At 65.5% G+C, this 22544-nt stretch carries 24 protein-coding genes; 16 read left to right on the top strand and 8 right to left on the bottom strand.

Translation table 11 applies throughout. The features are described 5' to 3' along the window. Window positions 1–109: 109 nt before the first annotated feature. The 4 genes from JQ635_RS34800 to JQ635_RS34785 form a co-directional block, all read right to left on the bottom strand. Window positions 110–313 carry a tautomerase family protein gene (locus tag JQ635_RS34800; protein WP_025033847.1) on the bottom strand — a complete coding sequence of 68 codons (204 nt, stop codon included), beginning with the start codon at window positions 311–313 and terminating at the stop codon, window positions 110–112. A 107-nt stretch (window positions 314–420) separates the two neighbouring features. Further along, window positions 421–1941 carry a histidine--tRNA ligase gene (gene hisS / locus JQ635_RS34795; protein ID WP_211414280.1) on the bottom strand — a complete coding sequence of 507 codons (1521 nt, stop codon included), beginning with the start codon at window positions 1939–1941 and terminating at the stop codon, window positions 421–423. A 207-nt stretch (window positions 1942–2148) separates the two neighbouring features. Next, on the bottom strand, window positions 2149–2673 hold the full coding sequence (locus tag JQ635_RS34790) for a YegJ family protein (RefSeq protein WP_211414279.1): 525 nt from the start codon (window positions 2671–2673) through the stop codon (window positions 2149–2151). A gap of 312 nt (window positions 2674–2985) precedes the next feature. After that, window positions 2986–4068: a branched-chain amino acid aminotransferase gene (locus tag JQ635_RS34785; protein ID WP_211414278.1), complete on the bottom strand. Its 1083-nt coding sequence runs from the start codon at window positions 4066–4068 to the stop codon at window positions 2986–2988. A 339-nt stretch (window positions 4069–4407) separates the two neighbouring features. On the opposite strand from JQ635_RS34785, the gene JQ635_RS34780 reads away from it, so the two are divergent. The 3 genes from JQ635_RS34780 to JQ635_RS34770 are packed head-to-tail and all read left to right on the top strand — an operon-like array spanning window position 4408 to window position 7085. Further along, window positions 4408–4950, top strand: coding sequence for a MarR family winged helix-turn-helix transcriptional regulator (locus tag JQ635_RS34780; protein WP_211414277.1), 543 nt, complete (start codon window positions 4408–4410; stop codon window positions 4948–4950). Then, complete coding sequence (locus tag JQ635_RS34775; RefSeq protein ID WP_211414276.1) at window positions 4947–5678, top strand: response regulator; 732 nt, start codon at window positions 4947–4949, stop codon at window positions 5676–5678. Before JQ635_RS34780 ends, JQ635_RS34775 begins: the two co-directional genes overlap by 4 nt. 18 nt (window positions 5679–5696) lie before the next feature. Beyond that, a complete protein-coding gene (locus tag JQ635_RS34770) occupies window positions 5697–7085 on the top strand; it encodes an ATP-binding protein (RefSeq protein ID WP_211414275.1) in 1389 nt (462 codons plus the stop codon). A 186-nt stretch (window positions 7086–7271) separates the two neighbouring features. On the opposite strand, the gene JQ635_RS34765 is transcribed toward JQ635_RS34770, so the two are convergent. Next, on the bottom strand, window positions 7272–7802 hold the full coding sequence (locus tag JQ635_RS34765; RefSeq protein WP_211414274.1) for a DUF3617 domain-containing protein: 531 nt from the start codon (window positions 7800–7802) through the stop codon (window positions 7272–7274). A 44-nt stretch (window positions 7803–7846) separates the two neighbouring features. Further along, on the bottom strand, window positions 7847–8140 hold the full coding sequence (locus JQ635_RS34760; protein ID WP_211414273.1) for a hypothetical protein: 294 nt from the start codon (window positions 8138–8140) through the stop codon (window positions 7847–7849). 181 nt (window positions 8141–8321) lie between these two features. On the opposite strand from JQ635_RS34760, the gene JQ635_RS34755 reads away from it, so the two are divergent. The 4 genes from JQ635_RS34755 to JQ635_RS34740 all read left to right on the top strand — a co-directional run bounded on the left by JQ635_RS34755 (window position 8322) and on the right by JQ635_RS34740 (window position 11087). Next, a complete protein-coding gene (locus tag JQ635_RS34755) occupies window positions 8322–8783 on the top strand; it encodes a hypothetical protein (protein ID WP_211414272.1) in 462 nt (153 codons plus the stop codon). A 119-nt stretch (window positions 8784–8902) separates the two neighbouring features. After that, a complete protein-coding gene (locus JQ635_RS34750) occupies window positions 8903–9595 on the top strand; it encodes a ribonuclease T2 family protein (RefSeq protein WP_211414271.1) in 693 nt (230 codons plus the stop codon). A gap of 162 nt (window positions 9596–9757) precedes the next feature. Beyond that, on the top strand, window positions 9758–10618 hold the full coding sequence (locus JQ635_RS34745) for a 23S rRNA (adenine(2030)-N(6))-methyltransferase RlmJ (RefSeq protein WP_211414270.1): 861 nt from the start codon (window positions 9758–9760) through the stop codon (window positions 10616–10618). A gap of 253 nt (window positions 10619–10871) precedes the next feature. After that, window positions 10872–11087 carry a cold-shock protein gene (locus JQ635_RS34740; RefSeq protein ID WP_008544396.1) on the top strand — a complete coding sequence of 72 codons (216 nt, stop codon included), beginning with the start codon at window positions 10872–10874 and terminating at the stop codon, window positions 11085–11087. A gap of 89 nt (window positions 11088–11176) precedes the next feature. Here the strand turns inward: JQ635_RS34740 and JQ635_RS34735 are convergent, their stop codons facing one another. Then, a complete protein-coding gene (locus JQ635_RS34735; protein WP_211414269.1) occupies window positions 11177–11800 on the bottom strand; it encodes an outer membrane protein in 624 nt (207 codons plus the stop codon). Window positions 11801–12047: 247 nt separating this feature from the next. Here JQ635_RS34735 and uvrC point away from each other — a divergent pair, with 247 nt between their 5' ends. The 7 genes from uvrC (at window position 12048) to JQ635_RS34700 (ending at window position 18335) form a co-directional block, all read left to right on the top strand. Beyond that, window positions 12048–14105, top strand: a complete 2058-nt coding sequence (gene uvrC / locus JQ635_RS34730) for an excinuclease ABC subunit UvrC (RefSeq protein ID WP_211414268.1) — start codon at window positions 12048–12050, stop codon at window positions 14103–14105. A 108-nt stretch (window positions 14106–14213) separates the two neighbouring features. Then, window positions 14214–14831, top strand: coding sequence for a CDP-diacylglycerol--glycerol-3-phosphate 3-phosphatidyltransferase (pgsA, locus tag JQ635_RS34725; protein ID WP_211414267.1), 618 nt, complete (start codon window positions 14214–14216; stop codon window positions 14829–14831). Further along, a complete protein-coding gene (moaD, locus tag JQ635_RS34720) occupies window positions 14828–15079 on the top strand; it encodes a molybdopterin converting factor subunit 1 (RefSeq protein ID WP_211414266.1) in 252 nt (83 codons plus the stop codon). The genes pgsA and moaD overlap by 4 nt, the downstream gene beginning before the upstream one ends. A gap of 4 nt (window positions 15080–15083) precedes the next feature. Beyond that, on the top strand, window positions 15084–15566 hold the full coding sequence (locus JQ635_RS34715) for a molybdenum cofactor biosynthesis protein MoaE (RefSeq protein WP_211414265.1): 483 nt from the start codon (window positions 15084–15086) through the stop codon (window positions 15564–15566). Further along, on the top strand, window positions 15566–16525 hold the full coding sequence (prmB, locus tag JQ635_RS34710; protein WP_211414264.1) for a 50S ribosomal protein L3 N(5)-glutamine methyltransferase: 960 nt from the start codon (window positions 15566–15568) through the stop codon (window positions 16523–16525). Before JQ635_RS34715 ends, prmB begins: the two co-directional genes overlap by 1 nt. Before the next feature lie 90 nt (window positions 16526–16615). Then, window positions 16616–17203, top strand: a complete 588-nt coding sequence (locus JQ635_RS34705; RefSeq protein WP_211414263.1) for a phage holin family protein — start codon at window positions 16616–16618, stop codon at window positions 17201–17203. Between the two features lies 1 nt (window position 17204). Continuing rightward, entirely contained in the window at window positions 17205–18335 is a 1131-nt protein-coding gene (locus JQ635_RS34700) for a YihY/virulence factor BrkB family protein (protein ID WP_211414262.1), read from the top strand. Between the two features lie 47 nt (window positions 18336–18382). On the opposite strand, the gene JQ635_RS34695 is transcribed toward JQ635_RS34700, so the two are convergent. Beyond that, window positions 18383–19222 carry a class I SAM-dependent methyltransferase gene (locus tag JQ635_RS34695; protein WP_211414261.1) on the bottom strand — a complete coding sequence of 280 codons (840 nt, stop codon included), beginning with the start codon at window positions 19220–19222 and terminating at the stop codon, window positions 18383–18385. Window positions 19223–19344: 122 nt separating this feature from the next. Between JQ635_RS34695 and JQ635_RS34690 the strand changes: the two genes are divergently transcribed. Together JQ635_RS34690 and JQ635_RS34685 are read left to right on the top strand one after the other, a co-directional pair. After that, on the top strand, window positions 19345–20907 hold the full coding sequence (locus JQ635_RS34690) for a winged helix-turn-helix domain-containing tetratricopeptide repeat protein (protein WP_211414260.1): 1563 nt from the start codon (window positions 19345–19347) through the stop codon (window positions 20905–20907). A 142-nt stretch (window positions 20908–21049) separates the two neighbouring features. Continuing rightward, on the top strand, window positions 21050–22543 hold the full coding sequence (locus JQ635_RS34685; protein ID WP_211414259.1) for an EAL domain-containing protein: 1494 nt from the start codon (window positions 21050–21052) through the stop codon (window positions 22541–22543). The last annotated feature ends 1 nt before the right edge of the window (window position 22544 follow it).

The raw sequence follows: 22544 nt of genomic DNA, 5'->3' as shown, positions 1-22544 counted from the left end.
GGACTCGGAGTGACCGCTGCACCGGATAACCACTCCCTGTGGTTATGGGTCCCGGATCTGCGCTGACGCTTGTCCGGGACGACGGCGGCGGTTGACGAACCAGCGCCGCCTACTTCTTCGCCGCCGCGGCGCGCTCCACAAAGGTCTTGCCGCCCTTCATCTTGTGACGCAGCGGGGCTTCGTTGATCTGGATGACGACGGCATCGGCGTCGACGCCGAGGTTCTTCACCAGCGCCTGCGTGATGTCGCGCATCATGCCGGCCTTCTGCTCGTCGGTGCGGCCCTCGGCCATGCTGATGGTGATCTCAGGCATCGTTGTCTCCCTGCTGCTGGTCGTCATGGCCGGGCTTGTTCCGGCCATTCATCATTTGAAAGATGGATGCGCGGGTCAAGCCCGCGCATGACGAATGGAGCGAATGGCTAGCCCCAGCTCACGTCATGGCGCACGAGGACTTCACGCACTTTTGCGACGAGGTCGGCTTCGCTGCACGAGAACTGCGCCGGCCGCGTCTCGCGCCATTCCTGGTTGGAAGCGATCGCGGCGGCTGCCTTCGCGCCCTCGACCAGATCCTTGATCTGCACCTCGCCGCGCGCCTTTTCATCCGAGCCCTGGATGATGACGCAGGGTGAGTTGCGGCGATCGGCGTATTTGAGCTGGTTGCCCATGTTCTTGGGATTGCCGAGATAGAGCTCGGCACGGATGCCGGCACCTCGCAAGCTTGCCACCATCTTCTGGTAGTCGGCGACGCGGTCGCGGTCGAACACGGTGACGACGACGGGCCCGAACTCGGGCCGCGTGTCGAGCTTGCCGAGCAGCGTCAGTGCCGCCTGGAGCCGCGAGACGCCGATCGAGAAGCCGGTCGCCGGCACCGGCTCGCCGCGGAAGCGCGAGACGAGGCCATCGTAACGTCCGCCACCACCGACCGAGCCGAACCGCACCGGGCGGCCCTTCTCGTCCTTGGTGTCGAGCAGCAGTTCGACCTCGTAGACCGGGCCGGTGTAATATTCGAGGCCGCGCACGACGGACGGATCGATCTTGATGCGGTCCGCGCCGTACCCCGAGGCCGTGACCAGTTTTGCAATTTCTTCCAGCTCGCTCACGCCGGCCTGACCGACTTCGCTCTTGGCGAGGTACGTTTCAGCGGCGGCAACCGCCTCTTTCCAATCGTCGCGCGGCTTGGTGATGGCGAGAACAACGTCGGCTTCAGCTGCGCTCAAATTGGCGCCCTTGGTGAAGTCGCCCTTGCCTTCCTCGCCGCCATCCCATCGTCCGGGGCCGAGCAATTTGCGCACTTCGTCGGCGGAGAACTTGTCGAGCTTGTCGATCGCGCGCAGCACGGTCAGTCTACGGCCTGCGTTCTCGGCACCGGCGAGCCCGATGGCTTCCAGAACACCGTCGAGCACTTTTCGGTTGTTGACCTTCACGACATAGGAGCCGCGCGCAATGCCGAGCGCCTCCATCGTGTCCGCCGCCATCATGCAGATCTCGGCATCCGCCGCCGGCGTCGCCGAGCCGACCGTGTCGGCATCGAACTGCATGAACTGGCGGAAGCGGCCGGGGCCGGGTTTTTCGTTACGGAACACGTAGCCGACACGATAGCTGCGGTAAGGCAAGACCAGACCATCGGTCCCGTAACGCTCGCCGACGTAACGGGCGAGCGGCGCGGTCAGATCGTAGCGCAGCGAGATCCACTGCTCGTCGTCGTCCTGGAACGAGAACACGCCCTCGTTCGGACGGTCCTGGTCGGGCAGGAATTTGCCGAGCGCGTCGGTGTATTCCATCGCCGGCGTCTCCACCGGCTCGAAACCGTAGAGCTCGTAGACGGCACGGATCTTCTCGACCATCTCGCGCGTCGCCCGGATCGCGGCGGGATCGCGATCCTCGAGCCCGCGCGGCAGGCGCGCCTTCAGTTTCTGGGGTTTTTTGGGTTTCTCGGCCATGCGCGGCGTTTACCAGCCGGGGCGCGAGGCGGCAACCGGGGCCTTTTCCCCTCTCCCCTTGTGGGAGAGGGTGGCTCGCCGCGAAGCGGCGAGACGGGTGAGGGGTTCTATCCCCGAATCCGCCTCGCGCGATTGAAATTGAGGAGCCAACCCCTCATCCGGCGCTTCGCGCCACCTTCTCCCACAAGGGGAGAAGGGAAGAAGAGCCTACGGCCGCTCCATCCGGGCCCGGAGGGCGTCCGCATCCGCCTTGGGCAGCGACTTCAGCGTCGGCTTGATGGTCTCGCCGCCGACAATCTTGCCGTTGCGCATGAACATCCAGTCCGAGATGTCGGCTTCGGTGAACTTCACCTGGTCGCCGGCCCGTTTCCCCGGCAGATCGCGCGGCTCGTTGGCGAACAGGCCGGAATAGCTGCCGTCGGGCTGCTTCTTCACCTCGCCGATCCAGATGTGCTCGCCGCCCTTGCGGGTCGAGAAGCGGACCTTCAGGGCGTGCCCGGTCTCCGACGGTTTTGGCGCGTCATAGGAGGCCCAGAAGGTCGGCAGCGTGCCTCGGGCGCGGGCGATCGCGGCGTTCATCTCGGGGTCGGTGGTGCGCACGTCGACGATCGGCGAGCGGTCCTGCGCGACCACCTCATGCGTGGGGCCGATGGTCAGGATGCCGAAAACGCAGACGCCGGTGATGGCGGCGAGAACCACCCATTTCATGGGCTGGGAGAGTTTGGATGCCATGTTCGCGATGTCCAGGATGCTTGTTGTGTCCTGGCTTTGTCGCGTTGTTGTTGCGCGGAGTTCATAGCGCACAAGTCCACAAGCATTGCGCTTTTCCCCTGTCCCCTTGTGGGAGAGGGTGGCTCGCCGCGAAGCGGCGAGACGGGTGAGGGGTTCTATCCGCGGGCGTCGATTTGACTGCGTGGCGAGAGCCCCCTCATCCGGCGCCATAGCCGAAGCTTCGCTTCGGCGTTCCTGAGAACGGCGACCGAAGGCCGCCTATGCCACCTTCTCCCACAAGGGGAGAAGGAAGAGCGCAGCGAGTACTTCGTATCAAAACACCTTGCGGATCCAGTTGTGCGGATCGTTGGTGCGGCCGTACTGGATATCGACGAGCTGCTTGCGCAGGCCCATGGCGACGGGGCCGGCGGCACCGCCCGAGATCTCGAAATCGCCGCTCACCGAACGCACCTTGCCGATCGGCGAGATCACGGCGGCGGTGCCGCAGGCAAACGCTTCCTTCAGCCGGCCTGAGGCCGCATCCTTGCGCCACTGATCGAGCGAATACGGCTCCTCGCGCACCGTCTTGCCCGCGTCGCGGGCGAGCGCGATGATGGAGTCGCGGGTGATGCCGGGCAGGATCGTGCCGAGCGGCGGCGTCGAGAGCGAGCCGTCGTCGAACACGAAGAAGATGTTCATGCCGCCGAGCTCCTCGATATAGCGGCGCTCGACCGCATCGAGGAACACGACCTGATCGCAGCCGTGCTGGATCGCTTCGGCCTGCGCGCGCAGGCTCGCGGCATAATTGCCGCCGCACTTGACGGCGCCGGTGCCGCCGATCGCAGCGCGCGTATAATTCTCGGAGACCCAGATCGACACCGGCGCAGGCCCGCCCTTGAAGTACGAGCCGACCGGCGAAGCGATCACCGCAAAGATGTATTCGGACGACGGCTTGACGCCGAGGAAGGTCTCGCTCGCGATCATGAAGGGGCGCAGGTAAAGGCTGCCTTCGCCGCCCGGCATCCAGGCACGGTCGATGCGCACGACCTGCTCGACCGCCTCGATGAAGACGTCTTCGGGCAATTGCGCCATCGCCATGCGGTCGGCGGAGTCCCTGAAGCGCCGCGCATTGGCGTCGGGACGGAACAGGTTCACCCCGCCGTCGTCGCGCTTGTAGGCCTTGAGGCCTTCAAAAATCTCCTGGGCGTAGTGCAGGACCGCGCCGGCCGGATCGAGCTGGAAGTTGGCGCGCGCCTCGACGCGGGCCTCGTACCAGCCGCCCTTGGCCTGGTTGTAGCGGACGACCGCCATATGGTCGGTGAAGACCCGCCCGAAACCGGGGTCCACCAGCTTGGCAACACGGTCCTTTTCGGGCGTCGGATTGGATGCGGGCTGGATGTCGAATTTCATGCTCATGTCCTTGCCTCCCGCTGCCGGTGGCGGCGCTGTTTCTGGCGCCCGCCTGCCCGTTTCGGGCCGGCTGGCTTGATTGGGTTTCTGGCCGGACCGCCGCCAGCCATGTTACGGCCGGTTTCCGTGGCCAGCATGTCGCCGAGGACATGCTTTTGCGGAAGGCGGAAGTCCAGTATGTTTTGCCGAAATGCCGCTCGACAATCGCACGGTAGATCTGCTTCGGCCGTCGCCGCCTGTCCGGCTCTCTCTGGCCGCCCTGCTACGATGGCTACCCGACGCGGAACGATCTAAAATTTCGTGCGGGTCGATCGTTTTGTAACATTGAACCCAAGATACGTCAATATGCCTGACATAAATTTCGCGACTCCCTCTCATGACGCCGCCGAGCCTAGGCCAGCCGCGTCCGAAGGAAGCAATTTGCGCTGGGATATCATCGAGCTGCTGTTCTTCGCCTATCGCGATTTCGTCGGCGATCCCGACCAGGAGCTGGAGGCGTTCGGCTTCGGCCGGGCCCATCACCGGGTCATGCACTTCGTCTACCGCTATCCCGGGCTGAAGGTCGCCGACCTGCTCGACGTCCTGCGCATCACAAAACAGTCGCTCGGCCGGGTGCTCAAGCAGCTCCTGGACGAGGGCTACATCGTGCAGAAGACCGGCGACAATGACCGCCGTCAACGCCTGCTCTACGCGACGCCGAAGGGCGAAGCGCTGGTACAGAAGCTGGCCGGGCTGCAGACCACACGGATCACCAAGGCGCTCGCCGAGATGGCGCCGCAGGATGCCGAGACCGTCAAGCGCTTCCTGCGCGCGATGATCGACCGCGACGATCCGGACAAGGTGCTGGAGACGATCTTCGCCTCCGTCAATCAAGAATCGAAGGAGTGACCGTGCCGCTCGCAGCCACGCTCGCCCGTTCGCCGGTGCAACCGGCCGACGATGCCCCGCATCTGCTGCTGGTCGATGACGACCGCCGAATCCGCGACCTGCTCTCGCGCTTTCTCGCCAGTGAGGGCTATCGCGTCACCACCGCGGCAAGCGCGGGCGATGCGCGCTCGAAACTGCTGGGCCTGCATTTCGACCTCCTGATCCTCGACGTCATGATGCCCGGCGAGACCGGCTTCGACCTCGCCCGCTTCATCCGCACCTCCTCCTCGGTGCCGATCGTGATGCTGACGGCGCGCCATGAGGCCGAAGCCCGCATCGAGGGCCTCCAGATCGGCGCCGACGATTACGTCGCAAAGCCGTTCGAGCCGCGTGAGCTTGCGCTGCGCATCAACAACATCCTCAAGCGCGCCGCGCCGCCGCCGCAGGCCACGACGGTCGAGAAGATCGCGTTCGGTCCCTACGTCTACCATCTCGATCGCGGCGAGCTGCGTCAGGGCGAGGAGGTCATCCACCTCACCGACCGCGAGCGCGAGATGCTGCGCATTCTCTCGGAGACGCCGGGCGAGACCGTGCCGCGCAGCGCGTTGACCGGCAATGGCAGCGTCAACGAGCGCGCCGTGGACGTGCAGATTAACCGCCTCCGGCGCAAGATCGAGACCGATCCCGCCAATCCACTGTTCCTGCAGGCGGTGCGCGGCATCGGCTATCGCCTGGTGGCCTCGCCATAGATCAGTGAAGCGCGCTAGATGAGCACGATCGATACCGGCCTGACGCTTCTGAAGAGCGCCGCCGGCCGCGTCTCCGCCGCCAATGGCTGGATGGGCAATGCGTTCAAGGGCTGGATGCCGACCGGCCTCTATGCCCGCGCGCTCCTCATCATGATCGTGCCGATGGTGATCCTCCAATCGGTCGTCGCCTTCGTGTTCATGGAGCGGCACTGGAACACGGTGACGCGCCGCCTGTCAGCGGCTGTCGTGCAGGACATCGCCGCGCTGATCGACGTCTACAAGGGCTATCCGCAAGACAAGGACCGCGACCAGATCCGCCGCATCGCGCAGCAACGCCTCGGCCTCGTCGTCGACTTCCTCCCCGCCGGCGACATGCCGCCGCCGGGACCGAAGCCGTTCTTCTCGCTGCTCGATCAGACGCTGTCGGTGCAGCTCGGCCGCCAGATCGGCCGCTCGTTCTGGATCGACACGGTCGGCCGCTCCAACCTCGTCGAAATCCGCATCCAGCTCGACGATGCCGTGATGCGCGTGTTCGCGCAGCGCAGCGCCGCCTATGCCTCGAACTCGGAAATCTTCCTGTTCTGGATGGTCGGCACGTCCTCGATCCTCCTGATCGTCGCGGTGCTGTTCCTGCGCAACCAGATCAAGCCGATTCTGCGCCTTGCCGATGCCGCGGAAAGTTTCGGCAAGGGCCGCGAGGCGCCGAACTTTAGGCCGCGCGGCGCGCGAGAGGTGCGGCGCGCGGCGGTCGCCTTCCTCGAGATGAAATCACGCATCGAGCGTACGATGGAGCAGCGCACCGCGATGCTCGCCGGCGTCAGCCACGATCTGCGCACCATCCTGACCCGTTTCAAGCTCGAGCTGGCGCTGATCGGCGACAGCCCGGAGCTCGAGGGCATGCGCAAGGACGTCGACGAGATGTCGATGATGCTGGAGGACTACCTCGCGTTTGCTCGCGGCGATTCCGGCGAGCAGTCGCAGCCGACCGACATGGCGCAGGCGCTCGAGGAGCTGCGCAGCGACGCCGAGCGCCACGGCCACACCGCGACCGTGGCGTTCAACGGCCTGCCCGTGGTGACGGTGAAGCCGGCCTCGTTCAAACGCTGCCTCGCCAACCTCGTCACCAACGCGGCGCGCTACGGCAAGAGCATCGCCATCACCGGCCAGCGCGATCACCGTTATTTGACCGTCACGGTCGACGACGACGGCCCCGGCATTCCCGCGCATTTGCGCGAAGAGGTGTTCAAGCCGTTCCTGCGGCTGGACAACGCCCGCAACCAGGACGAAGGCGGCACCGGCCTTGGCCTTGCCATCGCCCGCGACATCGCCCGCTCCCATGGCGGCGATATCACGCTGGGTGACAGCCCGATGGGCGGATTGCGGGCGAGCGTGAGGATACCGGTGTAGCTGCGCTCTTCCTTCTCCCCTTGTGGGAGAACGTGGCGCGAAGCGCCGGATGAGGGGTTGCCTCTACGAATTTAGAATTGAAAGAGTCACGCGCGGAGAGATACCCCTCACCCGTCTCGCCGCTACGCGGCGAGCCACCCCCTCCCACAAGGGGAGAGGGAAAGATCGTCCCGGCTACGATCTCACCTACTTCGGCAACAGCGCCTTCAGCTTGTCCATGTCGCGCACATTCATCTTGAAGCCGCCGGGCATGACGATATCGCCGGGCTTCTGGTCCGGCTTGCAGGCCCCTAACCACTTCGCTTGCAGCGTCATGGTGGTATCGCGCCCCGCAGCGCCGGCGACGCCGCCTTGCGCATGCGAGGAGGACTTCACCGTATAGGCCGAGTTGAAGTCGCCTGTGATCTCGGCATGCGAGGTCGTGCTGACGCCGGCGACGCTGCACTCGGAATCGCTGACATAGCCACTCGCAGTCTTCTTGATGTCCTGCTTGGCGCAGACCTGCTTGGCCATCGGGGAGATGTTGTTGCTCATCTCCTTGTCGACGGTCTCGTCGGTGCAGTGCTGCATGGTCATCTCGGGCACGGGCGAGCCGCTCGTGACCAGCTTCATTTCCCAGAGACCGGCCTTGCGCACGGGCAGATCGTCGGCAGAGGCGCTGCCTGCCGACAACACAAGGCAAAGGGCCGAGCCGAGCAAAGCGAGTTTGCGCGTCATGTGGGAAGCTCCCGGCTGAGAGAGTGCCGCGTTACGAGAACGCCTCAGTACAGCGTGCGGATCGGCTGGTCGGCGGCGCCATAGGGCACCCAGCGGCAGGAGAACGAGATGTATCCCCCCTCATAGGCCTGCACGCCCAGGAATTTGACGACCTTGCCGTAGCGCGCGCAATGATCGACCGCGACCTGCCGCGCATCGACCTGGTTCGCCATCGAATAGGCAATGATACCGCCGGTGTCGTTGCCCTTGAACGGAGGCACTGGAAGGATATCGGCGCGCGCCGACTGGCTCGCCATCATACCCAGGGCAAGAAGGCCCGCGGCCGCAATGATTCGCATTCCCGTCACTCCAATTGATTGGGGCCAGTTTACGGTGCCGGGGCCAAAGTGAAAAGAACCGAGGCCTGCCGGCCGCGACGTTCTGGTCAACTCCTGACGAAGTGTTGCCGCGCTGCACTTGACCTCTTCCGGCCTTCGCGGCACCGTCCCAGCTTCGAAGACCCAGCTGTCCGGATTGCCCATGCGCGCCCCCTCCCTGAAATCGCTCCGCTTCGCCGCCGTGCTCGGCCTCATGTTCGGGGCGCTGTCGCTCGGCGAGGCCCGGGCCGCCAATCCGCTGGAGCTCAACTTCTGGCTGAGCGGGCCGCGCTATGACGGCGCCGTCGCCGATTGCGACAGGGCGCTGCCGACGATCGCCACCCAGTTCTGGGAGAAGGAAAGCTCGTTCTGGAATTCCTCGTTGAAGATCACGGGCTTCTCGGGCGTTCGCGAGGTCGCGTTCCGGCCCTGGCAGTCCGACAACATCCCGCGCCGCTATTGCACCGGCGAGGCCATGCTCACTGACGGCAAGGTGCGCAGGGTGCATTTCTCGATCATCGAGGATGGCGGCTTTGCCGGTTACGGCAATGGCGTCGAATGGTGCGTGGTCGGGCTCGATCGCAACTGGGCCTACAACCCGGCCTGCCGCGCCGCGAGGCAGTAATTCGAACGCACTGATTCGGCCCGATCAAGCGGCCGAACGATCAGCGCCCGAAATTTGTTCTTGAAATGTTCTCATCGCCTGCTAGGCTCGCTTGCACAGTCTAGTTGAGGGGCGTCGCCATGTTTCATTCCAGATTGCGTTCGTTCTCCCGTCTTGTGATCTCACTCACCCTTGCCGCCAGCCTGGCGTCGCTCGCCGTCGGCGCGAAGGCGCAGGACAGGCGGCAGAACACGCCGGGCGAATTCGATTTCTATGTGCTGTCGCTGTCGTGGTCGCCCTCGTTCTGCGAGGAAGCGGCCGAGCGTGGCGGCCGCTCCCAGATGCAGTGCAGCGGCCGGCCCTACGCCTTCGTGGTGCATGGGCTGTGGCCGCAATATGAGAACGGCTTTCCGGAATATTGCCAGCGGCCGGCGCCGCGGCTGAACCGCAGCATCGTCTCCTCGATGCTCGACCTGATGCCGGCGCCGGGCCTGATCTTCAACGAGTGGGACAAGCACGGCACCTGCTCGGGCCTCGCCGATCGCAGCTATTTCGAGACGATCCGCAAAGCGCGCGCCGCGATCAAGATTCCGGCCGAATATCTCGATCTGTCGCAGGCCAAGACCGTGGCGCCCGGTGACGTCGAGGAGGCCTTCATCAAGGCCAATCCGGGCCTCAGCAGCGCCGCCGTCTCGGTCACCTGCAACCGGACGCGATTGTCCGAGGTCCGCATCTGCCTCAGCAAGGACCTGCAATTCCGCGCCTGCGAGGAGATCGACCGTCGCGCCTGCCGCCGCGACCAGGTGACGATGCCGCCGATCAGGGGTGGGTAGAGGCGCAACACTTTCAGCGTCATTCCGGGATGGTGCGTTAGCACCAAGACCCGGAATCTCGAGATTTTCAGGTGCGCAATTGCGCACCATAGCTCGGTGCTGACGCACCGCCCCGGAATGACGGGAGTTACTTTCATGGCGCCGATGTCGTAACTCTCCGTCATGAACTACCGCCACGCCTTCCACGCCGGCAACTTCGCCGATGTCATCAAGCACATCGTGCTGGCGCGCATCATCACCTATCTGCAGGACAAGCCGGGGGCGTTCCGCGTCATCGACACCCATGCCGGCGCCGGCCTCTACGATCTCGAGAGCGACGAGGCGCGCCGCGGCGGCGAATGGCTGACCGGCATCGCGCGGCTGATGCAGGCGCGCCTGTCGAACGAGACCATCGCACTGACCAAGCCCTATCTCGACATCGTCCGCGCCTTCAATCCGAAGGGCGAGCTCAAGGCCTATCCGGGCTCGCCGCTGATCGCGCGCGGCCTGCTGCGGCCGCAGGATCGCCTCGTCGCCTGCGAGCTCGAGCCGAAGGCGCGCAAGGCGCTGATCGACGTGCTGCGCCGCGACGAGCAGGCCCGCGTGGTCGATCTCGACGGCTGGATGGCGCTGCCGGCCTTCGTGCCGCCAAAAGAGCGGCGCGGTCTCGTGCTGATCGATCCGCCGTTCGAGGCAAAGGACGAGTTCGAACGGCTGGGCGAAGCCTTCTCCGCAGCCTTCGCGAAGTGGCCGACCGGTATCTATGTAATCTGGTATCCTGCCAAGAACCGCCGCGCCACCGACACGCTGGCACAATCAGTGGCGCGGCTCGCAGCCGCAGCAAAACCACCGGGCAAATGCCTGCGTCTCGAATTCAGCGCTGCGCCGCAAGCCGATGGCGGGCCCCTCACCTCCACCGGGCTCTTGATCGTCAACCCGCCCTACACGCTGCACAGCGAGCTCAAGACCATCCTGCCCGAGCTGGAAATGCCGCTCGGCCAGGGCGGAGCTGCCAGATTCCGATTAGAGGTGCCGAAGCCGTAACACTCCGGCATTCTTGGGAAAAATATGCAGTAGCGGTAGTCAATCTGCAAAGAACCGTATTATGCTGTTTCCGTGACTGGCTTTACGTTCCGCTTCCGCGAATGGTTGCGGCGGAGTGAAGGCCTAAGAAAGATCCCGCCGGGCCAATGAGGTCCGACCAAGGATGGCCAGCTCTCACGGGCTTCGTAACGCCCGGTCATGTCGTGACGTGCGTCTGCGTCGCGACGGAGGAGCAATGAGGGGGAGTTTCCCGATGGCCATGACGGGAACAGTTAAGTTCTTCAACGGCGAACGCGGCTACGGCTTCATCAAGCCTGATGACGGCGGTCGCGATGTCTTCGTTCATATTACGGCTGTAGAGCGTGCGGGACTGAAAGACCTTGCCGAAGGACAGCGTATTACTTTCGAAGTCGAACCGGACAAGAAGGGGAAGGGACCCAAGGCAGTCAACCTGGTGATCCTGTCCTAGCGGGCCTGCCCGCGAAACGCCTGACGCGAAAAAAAGTCCCGGCCGCGAGCGGCCGGGAGGCTGTGGTCCGGTATTTTCTTCTTCAGCTATCAGAAGTGATAATTCACGCCTGCGCGCACAACGCTGGCGCTGTAGCCATTCGACACGCCGGTAATTGCGAACTGGCTCGTCGACAGATCGATGTAGAGATATTCGAGCTTGGCGCTCCAGTTCGGCGCGAGGCCGACTTCCGCACCGGCACCGATGGTCCAGCCGGCGGTGGTGTGCGACTCCGTCCAGCCGAACGTCTGCGCGCGCAGCTCGCCGAAGGCAAGGCCCGCGGTGCCGTAGAACAGCACGTTGCTGAAGGCATAGCCGGCGCGGCCGCGCAGCGTGCCGAACCACGGGTTGGAGAACTTCCACGGCGCGAAGGTGTCGTCGGCGCCAGCAGCCTGGATGTCGCCCTCGACGCCGAACACCCACGGGCCGTTCTGGAAATTGTAGCCGGCCTGGACGCCGCCGACGAAGCCGGCCGGCTTTGAGGGATTGTTGTCGACCGAGCCCCATTCGTAGCCGATGTTGCCGCCGAGATAGGGACCGGCCCAGCTATACGCATTGAGCGGCTGGTTGACGGTATAGGGCGCGCGCCCTCCATAATTCATGTCGGCGGCCCCTGCCGAAGCTGTCCAGCCGGCTGCAACCAACGCGGCTGCGCGCACAACGAGCCTCTTCATCACTCAACTCCAACGCAACTGCCGCCCCGCGATGCCCGCGCCGCCGCGCGAGGCAAAACCGCATGGTTACGGAACCAAGACCCTTTCGCGTCGGATTTATCGAGAGTTTTAAGTTAAAGGGCTGTTAAGCCGGGTTACCGCGCTGTTAACAGGCTTAAGCAAGCGTTACCGGGAACTGCATCGCCATCCTGTGTGTGCGGCACCGCCGGAACTTCAAATCGGCACCCCCAGCGCCTAAATTCGCATCATGGTTCACGATTCCACCGACAATCCGGACGACCGCGCGCGCAAATCGCCGCAGGCCGCTACGAACGACACGCCGCCCGCGGGGTTGGCGGCGCCGGACGTCGATCCCGCCACCACAGGCGGCGACGACGAGGACGATGCGCTGCTGCCTGATATCCTCGAAGAGAGCGGCGCGGTCGGCGAAGAGCCGCTGGCGACCGGCCACGAGGCGATCGAGCGCGCGGTCCGGCTCGCCCCGACCTCGCCCGGCGTCTACCGCATGCTCAATGCCAACGCCGATGTGCTCTATGTCGGCAAGGCCAAGAACGTCAAAAAGCGCCTGTCCAACTACGCGCGCCAGAGCGCGCCGCAGCCGGCGCGCATCCTGCGCATGATCGCAGCCACGGTGACCGTGGAGATCGTCTCGACCAACACCGAGACCGAGGCGCTGCTGCTGGAAGCCAATCTCATCAAGCAGCTCCGGCCGCGCTTCAACGTGCAGCTGCGCGACGACAAGTCGTTTCCCTATATCCTGATCACCGGCGACCATTGGGCGCCGCAGATCCTGAAACATCGCGGCGCGCAGACACGGCCCGGCCGCTATTTCGGCCCGTTCGCCTCCGCCGGCGCGGTCAACCGCACCATCACGGCGTTGCAGCGCGCGTTCCTGATCCGCTCCTGCACCGATTCCTTCTTCGAGAGCCGCACCCGCCCCTGCCTGCTCTACCAGATCCGCCGCTGCGCCGGTCCCTGCACCCGCGAGATCGACTTCGGCGGCTATTCAACGCTGGTGCGCGAGGCGAGCGATTTCCTTTCCGGCAAGAGCCACGCGGTGAAGCAGGAGCTCGCCGGAGAGATGGAGAAGGCCTCAGGCGAGCTCGAGTTCGAGCGCGCCGCGCTCTACCGCGACCGTCTCGCCGCGCTGTCGGCGATCCAGTCGCAGCAGGGCATCAATCCGCGCACGGTGGAGGAAGCCGACGTCTTCGCCATCCACCAGGAGGGCGGCTTCTCCTGCGTCGAGGTGTTCTTCTTCCGCACCGGCCAGAACTGGGGCAATCGCGCCTATTTCCCCCGCGCGGAAAAGACTTTCACGCCGGAGGAAGTGCTCGGCTCGTTCCTCGCCCAGTTCTACGACGACAAGCCGCCGCCGAAGGTCATCCTGCTCTCGCACGAGATCGAGGAGAGCGAGTTGCTTGCCAACGCACTCTCGATCAAGGCCGGCCACAAGGTCGAGGTCACCGCGCCCAAGCGCGGCGAGAAGAAGGAGCTCGTCGCCCACGCGTTGACCAATGCGCGCGAGGCGCTCGGCCGCAAGCTCGCCGACACCGCAACACAAAGCCGGCTGCTGGAGGCCATGGCCACGACGCTGAGCCTGCCGCATGCGCCCAAGCGCATCGAGGTCTACGACAACAGCCACATCCAGGGCACCAATGCGGTCGGCGCCATGATCGTCGCCGGCCCCGACGGCTTCGTGAAGAACCAGTACCGCAAGTTCAACATCAAGTCGGAAGGGATCACGCCAGGCGACGACTTCGCCATGATGCGCGAGGTGCTGGAGCGCCGCTTCAAGCGCCTGATCAATCCGCCCGAAGAGGGCGCCAAGGCCAAGGACGACGACTTCCCGCAATGGCCCGACCTCGTGATCATCGACGGCGGCCGCGGCCAGCTCAACGCGGTGCGCGAGATCTTTGCCAATCTCGGCCTGACCCAGGTGTCGCTGATGTCGGTCGCCAAGGGGCCGGACCGGGATGCCGGTCGCGAGACCCTGTTCATGCCGGAGCGCGAGGCGATCAAGCTGGAGCCGCGCGACCCCGTGCTCTATTTCATCCAGCGCCTGCGCGACGAGGCCCACCGCTTCGTCATCGGCTCGCACCGCAAGCTGCGCAAGAAGGACATCCGCGAGGCCGGTCTGCAGGAGATTCCGGGGATCGGCCCGTCACGCAAACGTGCCTTGCTGCACCATTTCGGAACCCTGAAGGAGATCGAACGGGCCTCGATCGCCGATCTCGGCAAGGTTCCGGGGGTGAGCGCCGAAAGCGCCCGCAGGATTTTCGAATATTTCCATCCCCAGCCGGGGTGAACTACAAGGGGACCCAAGGGGAGCCATGGTCATAAGGGCGTCGCATCCCGCATCCCATTTGTGAGCGGGACGGTTGACCTTCAGCCTTGAGCGGTATTGGTAGGACGGATGAACATCGCCACGACACGAGGGACGACCAGCCGCGCGATGTCCCTCCCCAACATCCTGACCTATGGCCGGATCGCCGCGATCCCGGTCGTGGTCGGATGCATCTACGCGCAGTCGATTCTGGATCAGCCGCTCTGGCTGCGCTGGCTCGCGGTCGCCATCTTCATCGCGGCTGCGGTCACCGATTACCTTGACGGCTATTACGCGCGGATCTGGAATCAGCAATCGGCGTTCGGCCGGATGCTCGACCCGATCGCCGACAAGCTGCTGGTCGCCTCCTGCCTGCTGATGCTGGCCGCCGACGGCATCATCCACGGCTGGTCGCTGTGGGCCGCCATCGTGATCCTGTGCCGCGAAATCCTGGTTTCGGGCCTGCGCGAATACCTCGCCGCGCTCCGCGTCAGCGTCCCCGTGACCAAGCTTGCGAAGTGGAAGACCACGGTCCAACTCGTCGCGATCGGCTTCCTGCTCGCGGGACCTGCCGGCGACGAGGTGGTGCCCGTCGTTACGATGATCGGACTGGCGCTGCTGTGGGCCTCGGCGATCCTGACCATCTACACCGGCTATGACTATTTCCGCGCCGGCATCCATCATCTCATCAAGGAGGATGAGGGATGAAGGTGAAGTATTTTGCCTGGGTGCGTGAGCGCGTCGGCAAGGCCGAGGAGACCATCGAGCCGCCGGCGACCGTGCGCACCGTGGAGGAGTTGATCGCCTGGCTGTCCGGCCGGAGCGAGGCTTATGCGTATGCGTTCGAAAAGCCAAAGGTGATCCGCGCCGCGATCGACCATGCCCACGTCAAACAGGACACCGCAATCGCGGGCGCCCGCGAGATCGCGTTCTTCCCGCCGATGACCGGCGGGTAGGCTCATGACCTCCCCCGTCACCAGCTGCCCCGTCACCATCCGTATCCAGGAAGACGATTTCGACATCGCGCGCGAGATCACGGTCATGACCAAGAGCCGGACCGACATCGGCGCGGTCGTGAGCTTCTCCGGCATCTGCCGTGCCGACGACGACAGCGCCAAGATCGCCGCGCTCACGCTCGAGCACTATCCCGGCATGGCGGAGGAAGAGATCAGGCGCCATGCCGACGAGGCCATTTCGCGCTGGCCGCTCAATGGCGTCACGGTGATCCACCGCGTCGGACGATTCATGCCGGGCCAGAACATCGTGCTGGTGCTGACCGCCTCGCAGCATCGCCAGGCCGCATTCCAGGCGGCCGAGTTCCTGATGGATTACCTCAAGACCAGCGCCCCGTTCTGGAAGAAGGAAGAGAGCGCCACCGGCACCGGCTGGGTCGAGGCCCAGGCCCGTGACGACGAGGCCGCCGCACGCTGGACCAAATCCTGATGGCAAAAATTGCGAAAAAGACCGCGCGCGGCCGCGCCGCGCCGAAACTTGCGAAGGTGGGGCCCGGGGAGCTTGTCACGCTGATCGACTACGTCCGCTATGGGGTCAGCCGCTTCGTTGAAGCAAGACTCGCCTTTGCCCATGGCACGACCGACCCGGTCGCGGAAGCCGCCTTCCTTGTCTCCGAGGCGCTCCATCTCAATCCCGACCAGTTCGAGGGCTTTGCCCACGCGCGCGTCACCGCCGCGGAAGGCAAGACCATCCTCGACTTGATCCATAAGCGCGTCACGACGCGCAAACCGGCCGCCTATCTCGTCAACAAGATCTACATGCGCGGCCTGCCCTTCTATGTCGACGAGCGCGTCATCGTCCCGCGCTCCTTCATTGGCGAGCTCCTGGAGTCGCATTTCGGCGGCGACGGCGAGGCGGGCTCGCTGATCGACGATCCCACGACGGTCGAGCGCGTGCTCGATCTCTGCACGGGCTCGGGGTGTCTGGCGATCCTCGCTGCGTATCATTTCCCGAACGCTGTGGTCGATGCCGTCGACATTTCCAAGGGCGCGATCGAGGTCGCCGCACGCAATGTCGCCGAGCACGGGCTCGATGAGCGAGTCACGCTGCATCGCGGCGACCTGTTCGCTCCGCTTGGCGATGCGCGGTACGACCTCATCATCACCAACCCGCCTTACGTGGATGCCGAAGGCATGGCCGCGCTGCCGCCGGAGTGCCGGGCCGAGCCAAAACTCGCCTTCGACGGCGGTGCCGATGGTCTCGACGTGGTGCGGAAGATCCTACGCGATGCGCCCGATCACCTGACGCCTGGCGGCGGACTGATCTGCGAGATCGGCCGCGGCCGCGAACTGGTCGACGAGGCCTTTCCGGAACTGCCGCTGCTCTGGCTCGACACGGAAGACTCCGAGGGCGAAGTGTTCTGGATTTCGGCTGCCGATCTCGGCTGATCCGCCGCGGCCGCCCCACTTCGACGGAACAAGTCAAATTCCGCCACGTTCATCCCCCGACGCATCGTCTCGCGCTCGGAGGATGTTCGCATGCTCGCGCCATCGGGCGAATTGCTGCGCGCCGGCATGGCGCTCAAGCTCAATCACGTCAAACGCGCTGCTCAATCCTATCTGCGTGACCAGACCAGCCACGCCACCGGCAAGGTGACGTCTTACGCGGTGGCCGGCGGGCTGTTCGCGGTCGCGGGCCTGTTCGTTATCGCAGCCTTCTTCGTCGGGCTGATCGCCCTGTACCGCTGGGTCGCCATCACCTACGGGCAGTTCTGGGGGTTTGGCGCGGTCAGCACAGTGCTGCTGGTGCTGGCTGCGGTCTGTGCCGGGGTGGCGATGGCACAGATGAAACGCAAGCCCAAGCCGATCGTGCCGCTCGCGAGCCGTCTGCGCGTGGCGGTCGCAACGCCCCGTATCCCGCGCGGAACGGTCAAGCAGGCCGTGAAGGAGGTCGCAACGACAATTCCATTGGCGCCGCTCGCGCCGGGCGAGCGCGGCCATGGCAACAGGACCTGGCCAGCTCGCACCAACCGGTCCGTGCAGCTTGGCCTGATGCTCGCAGCGCTCGGGCTGCTGGGCATCACGGCGGCGCGCCGGCGACGCCACGGGCAGAGGCTGGAGACGTGACATGCTGGTGCGACGCTCCGAGCCAATCGACAGCTGGCTGCTGGTGGCGGCGACGGCCGTCTTCGTGCTCACGGCAGAGCACTATTTTCAGGACTCCGGCTTCGGCCGATCCGGTCCTCCATCGGACCACCGCAACAGCGAGGCGAACTCACCGGAAACCAGCCCCGCGGACGCAGCCGTGCAACCGGGCCATGGCCGGCGCTCAAAGAGCCCGTTCGCGATCCCCTGGGCCGGCTGGAAGGACATTTTCTGGCGCACCTATCAGCGCATCGATGATGATCGCCTGCTCGCGACCGCGGGCGGGGTCGTGTTCTTCGGACTGCTCGCGATCTTCCCCGCCGTGACCGCGCTGGTCTCCTCCTACGGACTGTTCGCCAATCCCTCGACCATCACCGACAATCTGCAGACGCTCGCGATGATGTTACCGGAGGGGGCGTTCCAGATCGTCGAGGACCAGGTCGGACGTGTCGTCTCGCACGGCAATGCAACGCTCGGCATCACCTTCCTGGTCGGCCTCGCGCTCGCGATCTGGAGCGCCAATGCCGGCGTGAAAGCCATCTTCGACGCCCTCAACGTCGCCTATGAAGAGCGCGAGAAGCGCAGCTTCATCCAGCTGAACCTGGTGTCGCTGGCCTTCACGGCGGGCGGCATTGTGGCGCTGCTGCTGATGGTGGGCGCCGTCGTCGCCTTCCCGCTCGCACTCAACCATCTCGGCATGGCGCCCGAAAGCAAGCTGATCGTGGCGCTGGCACGATGGCCGCTGCTGTTCCTCATCCTGCTGGTGGCGCTCGCGATCCTCTACCGCTTCGCACCCAGTCGCGATTCGCCGCGCTGGCAATGGCTGAGCGTCGGCGCGGTGACGGCCGCCATCCTCTGGATCGCCGGCTCGGCGCTGCTGTCCTGGTATCTCTCGGAATTCGCCAATTACAACGCGACCTACGGCTCGCTCGGCGCCGCGATCGGCCTGATGATGTGGATGTGGATGTCGGCGATCGTCATCATGTTCGGCGCCGAGCTGAACTCGGAGATCGAACGGCAGACCCTGCGGGACACGACGACCGGTCGCCCCAAGCCGCTCGGCAGCTGCGAAGCCGTCTCGGCCGATACCGTCGGCGCCGCCACGCCATTTTGATGAGATGGCGGTCAGGCCGGGGCCGGCCTGACCGCATCCCGGGCGTATCAGCGCCGGGTGATCACGGCTTCCAGATATTCGCTGTGCACGACGATCGTGCCGTCGTCGGCATGATTGAACTCTCCGAGCAGCGCCAGGAGATCGCGCTTCAGCGCCGCCTGGCCGGTCTCGTCGAGCGCGGCAAACGCCTTCAGCGTGGGCCCATAGAAGGTCGTGAAGATTTCGAGCCAGTGCTCCGGCGAGCGATAGCGGAACACGAACATGCGCGGCTCGGCGGCGATTTCCGAGGCCTGACTGCCAAACATCTCCTCAAGTCGCGCCTGTGTGCCCCAGAGGGCCGGCGACTTCACCCCGGCCGGCGGCGGCAAGTGCTTGCCGATGGTCTTGAACAGCTGGCCGATGAAACCTTGCGGCGTCCAGTTAGCGAGGCCGATCTTGCCGCCGGATTTGCAGACCCGCGCGAGCTCGGAGGCCGCCTTGTCCTGGTCCGGCGTGAACATCACGCCGAAGGTCGAGAGCACGACGTCGTAGCTGGCGTCGGCAAACGGCAGCGCTTCGGCATCCGCCTCGCGGAATTCGATCATGAGATGTTCGGCCGCCGCGCGCTCGCGCCCGCGCTTGAGCAGCGCCGGCACGTAGTCGGTGGACGTGACGTCGCACCAGCGCCGCGCCGCGGCCAGCGTCGCATTGCCGTTGCCGGCGGCGACGTCCAGCACCTTGCTGCCGGCGCGTATGTCGAGTGCCTCACAGAGCTGCTCGCCGACGATCTGCAAGGTGGTGCCGACGACGGCATAGTCGCCCGACGACCAGGCGCCGTGCTGGCGCTGCTTGACGGCGGCAAGATCAGGCTGGGCTGCGGCTGGCTTGAGCGCGGCGGATGTCGACATGGCAATCTCCTGCGGTTGAAAACGCCGGGACGATAGGGCGCATGCGGTTCGCTGGCCTTGAGAGCGGCGTTATTTTACGCTGAGAGCGCCTTGATTTTCCTAGCGGGAGCCGAGGGGGACGCGTGACGTTTCAGTTCGAGGATTTCCTGCTCGACCCCGAGCGCCGCGAATTGCGGCACGCGGACACGCTCGTCGCGCTCGAACCGCAAGTGTTCGATCTCCTGACCTACCTCGTCCGCAACCGCGATCGCGTGGTGACGCGGGACAATATGCTCGATGCGATCTGGAACGGCCGCGTCGTCTCGGAATCGACACTGACGAGCCGGATCAACGCAGCGCGCCGCGCGGTTGGCGACAATGGCGAGGAGCAACGGCTGATCCGCACCGTCGCGCGCAAGGGCGTGCGGTTCGTCGGCGCGGTGACCGAGCTGGCCCGCGCCGCCAAACCAGCAGGGGCAGACGAGGCACCCGCGCCGCCACCGACGGGCCTGCCGCTGCCCGATCGCCCCGCGATCGCGGTGCTGCCCTTCACCAACATGAGCGGCGAGGCCGAGCAGGATTATTTCTCCGACGGCATCAGCGAGGACATCATCACCGCGCTGTCGAAGCTGCGCTGGTTCTTCGTCATCGCGCGCAACTCCTCCTTCATCTACAAGGGCCGCACGGTTCATTTGCGGCAGGTCGCCGAAGAGCTCGGCGTGCGCTACGTCGTCGAGGGCAGCGTCCGCAAGGATGGCGAGCGCGTCCGCATCACGGCGCAGCTCAACGACGTCGCCACCGGCAGCCATCTCTGGGCCGAACGCTACGACCGCGAGCTCGCCGACGTCTTCGCCGTCCAGGATGAGATCACCGAGGCGATCGTCGCCGCGATCGAGCCGCAGCTCTATGCCGCGGAGAATTTTCGCGCCCAGCGCAAGCCGCCCGACAGCATGGACGCCTGGGACCTCGTCATGCGCGCGCTCTCGCACTACTGGCGGGTGACGCGGCAGGATCACGTGGTGGCGCAGGCCCTGCTTGAGAAGGCCATCGCGCTCGACCCCACCTACGGCAAGGCGCTCGGCCTGCTCGGCACCAGCTACATGTTCACCGCGCATATGGGCTGGATGGACATGGCCATTGCGATACCCGCCGCCGAGCGCGCGGCGCGTGCCGCGATCCGCGCCGACGACGAGGATGCCTGGGCCCACAACGCGCTCGGCCACGTCCATCTGTTCGCGCGACGGTTCGAGGATTCGCTGGCCGAGTTCGAGACGGCGCTCCAGCTCAATCCGAACTTCGCGCTGGCACAGGGCTATTATGGCCTGGCGCTCGGCTATTGCGGCCGCTGGCAGGAGGCCGACGAGGCGGCCCGGCGGGCGATCCGCCTCAGCCCGCGCGACCCCTATGCCCCGGTCTATTTCGGCATCGCCGCCTATGCCCGTTTCCTCGGCGGCGACGACGAGGAGGCCATCCGCTTGGCACAGGAGGCCTTGCGCCAGCGCAGCGACTTCGTCGGCGCGCACCGGGTGCTGACTGCGGCCGCCGGCATGGCCGGGCATCGCGAGATCGCCGCCGCGGCCTTGAGGGAACTGCGCCGCGCCCAACCGAACGTCTCGCTCGCCTGGATCGCCGAGTTCATGCCGATCAAGCTCGCCGATGACCGCGAGCGCTACCTCGAAGGCTTTCGCCGGGCTGGCCTCACTTGAAGCCCGAACAGGCTGCTATCCCCTCGAATCAACAATGATGTTAAGCTTCTGCGGCTTGGGGGAGCATGAGGCGTGACGGGGTCGCACAGCGGCCCGTGTTTTCCCGGGTGAGGCTTCCAGCTCTTGAGGCGTAACGCGCGGCATGATTCGCATTTCGACGATCTTCATCGCCATCTGCATGGTTCTGGTCGCGGCTTCGCTCGGGCTGGTGCTCTACGCGGTCGCCGGCATCAGCGGAACCGAATCCGCGATCGTGGCGCTGACCGCGCTGACCTTCCTGATCCTCTACAATGCGGTGTCGATGCGGCTGCGCGACCGCAGCGACGTCGGCGGCCAGATCGCTGATCTCTCCCGCGGCACCGCCGACCTCGCCCGCCAGGTGGCCGAGTTCGGCCGCCGGCTGGCGGCGATGGAGGGGCGCATCGCCTCGTCCAATTCGACCAATTCCGACCGCATCCAGTCGGTGGTCGGCGAGATCAACGAGCTCGGCGGCCTGGTCAGGCAGCTTGCCACCACCGTGTCGGCTCATGAGGACCTGCTGGCCGGCGCCGCACCTGGGCCTGCTGCAGCGCCGGCGGCGAGAGCGGAGCCGGAAGCGCCGATCGACCTGATCGCACCGTTCGAGGAGCGACAGGCCGCGCCGCCGCCGTTTTCCCCCGCCCCTCCGCCTCCCGTGGTGCAGCCGCGGCCGGCAGCGGCGGTTCAGACCCAGACCGCCAATGCGGTCCAGGCCGCCAACGGACGCAACCAGACCCAATTGCTGGCGACCCTGCGCAACGCGATCGACGAGAACCGCATCGACATCTTCCTCCAGCCGATGGTGACGCTGCCGCAGCGCAAGGTGCGGTTCTACGAGGCGGTGACGCGGGTGCGTGACGAGCGCGACCAGCTGATCGCTGCCGAGGACTTCATCAGCATCGCCGAGGCCTCGGGGCTGATCGGGCGCATCGACAACATGGTGATGCTGCGCTGTGTGCAGGTGCTGCGGCGCCTGATGGTGCGCAACAAGGATGTCGGCGTGTTCTGCAACGTCGCGGCCTCCACGCTCGGCAATTCCACCACCTTCGCGCAATGCCTCGACTTCCTCGAGGCCAACCGGGCGCTGGCGCCGTCACTGGTGCTGGAGTTCAAGCAGTCGACCTTCCGCAATCTCGGTCCGGCCGAGACCGAGAACCTCGCCGCGCTTGCCCAGCGCGGTTTCCGCTTCTCGATCGACCATGTCACGGATCTCCGGATCGAGCCGCGCGAGCTCGCCGACCGCGGCGTGCGCTTCATCAAGGTGCCGGCCACCCTGCTGCTCGACCCCAGGCAGGCCTCGACGTCCGACATCCACCCGTCCGACCTCTCGGACCTGCTCGGCCGCTTCGGCATCGACCTGATCGCCGAGCGGATCGAGGGCGAGCGCGCCGTGGTCGATCTGCTCGATTATGACGTGCGGTTCGGCCAGGGGTTCCTGTTCGCGCCGCCCCGGCCATTGCGGCCGGAGGGGGCATCTGCTACCGGCGTGGCCTCGCCCAACCAGGCGCAGGACACTCAGGGACCCAATGGCTCCGGCACACAAAGCTCAGGCGCGACGCCTTCGGCGCCTTCGCCACAGCGCATTACCGGCAACGCGGCGCTCGCGCGCCGCATCTGAT

This window comes from Bradyrhizobium iriomotense, assembly GCF_018130765.1.
GTDB lineage: Bacteria > Pseudomonadota > Alphaproteobacteria > Rhizobiales > Xanthobacteraceae > Bradyrhizobium > Bradyrhizobium iriomotense_A.
The sequence above is the reverse complement of the archived record's forward strand: the minus strand, read 5'-3'. Positions and strand labels throughout refer to the sequence as shown.

Coding starts and splice junctions, on each gene's coding strand:
- JQ635_RS34800 (WP_025033847.1), bottom strand. CDS start 313: ATGCCTGAGATCACCATCAGCATGGCCGAGGGCCGCACCGACGAGCAG.
- hisS (WP_211414280.1), bottom strand. CDS start 1,941: ATGGCCGAGAAACCCAAAAAACCCCAGAAACTGAAGGCGCGCCTGCCG.
- JQ635_RS34790 (WP_211414279.1), bottom strand. CDS start 2,673: ATGGCATCCAAACTCTCCCAGCCCATGAAATGGGTGGTTCTCGCCGCC.
- JQ635_RS34785 (WP_211414278.1), bottom strand. CDS start 4,068: ATGAGCATGAAATTCGACATCCAGCCCGCATCCAATCCGACGCCCGAA.
- JQ635_RS34780 (WP_211414277.1), top strand. CDS start 4,408: ATGCCTGACATAAATTTCGCGACTCCCTCTCATGACGCCGCCGAGCCT.
- JQ635_RS34770 (WP_211414275.1), top strand. CDS start 5,697: ATGAGCACGATCGATACCGGCCTGACGCTTCTGAAGAGCGCCGCCGGC.
- JQ635_RS34765 (WP_211414274.1), bottom strand. CDS start 7,802: ATGACGCGCAAACTCGCTTTGCTCGGCTCGGCCCTTTGCCTTGTGTTG.
- JQ635_RS34760 (WP_211414273.1), bottom strand. CDS start 8,140: ATGCGAATCATTGCGGCCGCGGGCCTTCTTGCCCTGGGTATGATGGCG.
- JQ635_RS34755 (WP_211414272.1), top strand. CDS start 8,322: ATGCGCGCCCCCTCCCTGAAATCGCTCCGCTTCGCCGCCGTGCTCGGC.
- JQ635_RS34750 (WP_211414271.1), top strand. CDS start 8,903: ATGTTTCATTCCAGATTGCGTTCGTTCTCCCGTCTTGTGATCTCACTC.
- JQ635_RS34745 (WP_211414270.1), top strand. CDS start 9,758: ATGAACTACCGCCACGCCTTCCACGCCGGCAACTTCGCCGATGTCATC.
- JQ635_RS34740 (WP_008544396.1), top strand. CDS start 10,872: ATGGCCATGACGGGAACAGTTAAGTTCTTCAACGGCGAACGCGGCTAC.
- JQ635_RS34735 (WP_211414269.1), bottom strand. CDS start 11,800: ATGAAGAGGCTCGTTGTGCGCGCAGCCGCGTTGGTTGCAGCCGGCTGG.
- uvrC (WP_211414268.1), top strand. CDS start 12,048: ATGGTTCACGATTCCACCGACAATCCGGACGACCGCGCGCGCAAATCG.
- pgsA (WP_211414267.1), top strand. CDS start 14,214: ATGAACATCGCCACGACACGAGGGACGACCAGCCGCGCGATGTCCCTC.
- moaD (WP_211414266.1), top strand. CDS start 14,828: ATGAAGGTGAAGTATTTTGCCTGGGTGCGTGAGCGCGTCGGCAAGGCC.
- JQ635_RS34715 (WP_211414265.1), top strand. CDS start 15,084: ATGACCTCCCCCGTCACCAGCTGCCCCGTCACCATCCGTATCCAGGAA.
- prmB (WP_211414264.1), top strand. CDS start 15,566: ATGGCAAAAATTGCGAAAAAGACCGCGCGCGGCCGCGCCGCGCCGAAA.
- JQ635_RS34705 (WP_211414263.1), top strand. CDS start 16,616: ATGCTCGCGCCATCGGGCGAATTGCTGCGCGCCGGCATGGCGCTCAAG.
- JQ635_RS34700 (WP_211414262.1), top strand. CDS start 17,205: ATGCTGGTGCGACGCTCCGAGCCAATCGACAGCTGGCTGCTGGTGGCG.
- JQ635_RS34695 (WP_211414261.1), bottom strand. CDS start 19,222: ATGTCGACATCCGCCGCGCTCAAGCCAGCCGCAGCCCAGCCTGATCTT.
- JQ635_RS34685 (WP_211414259.1), top strand. CDS start 21,050: ATGATTCGCATTTCGACGATCTTCATCGCCATCTGCATGGTTCTGGTC.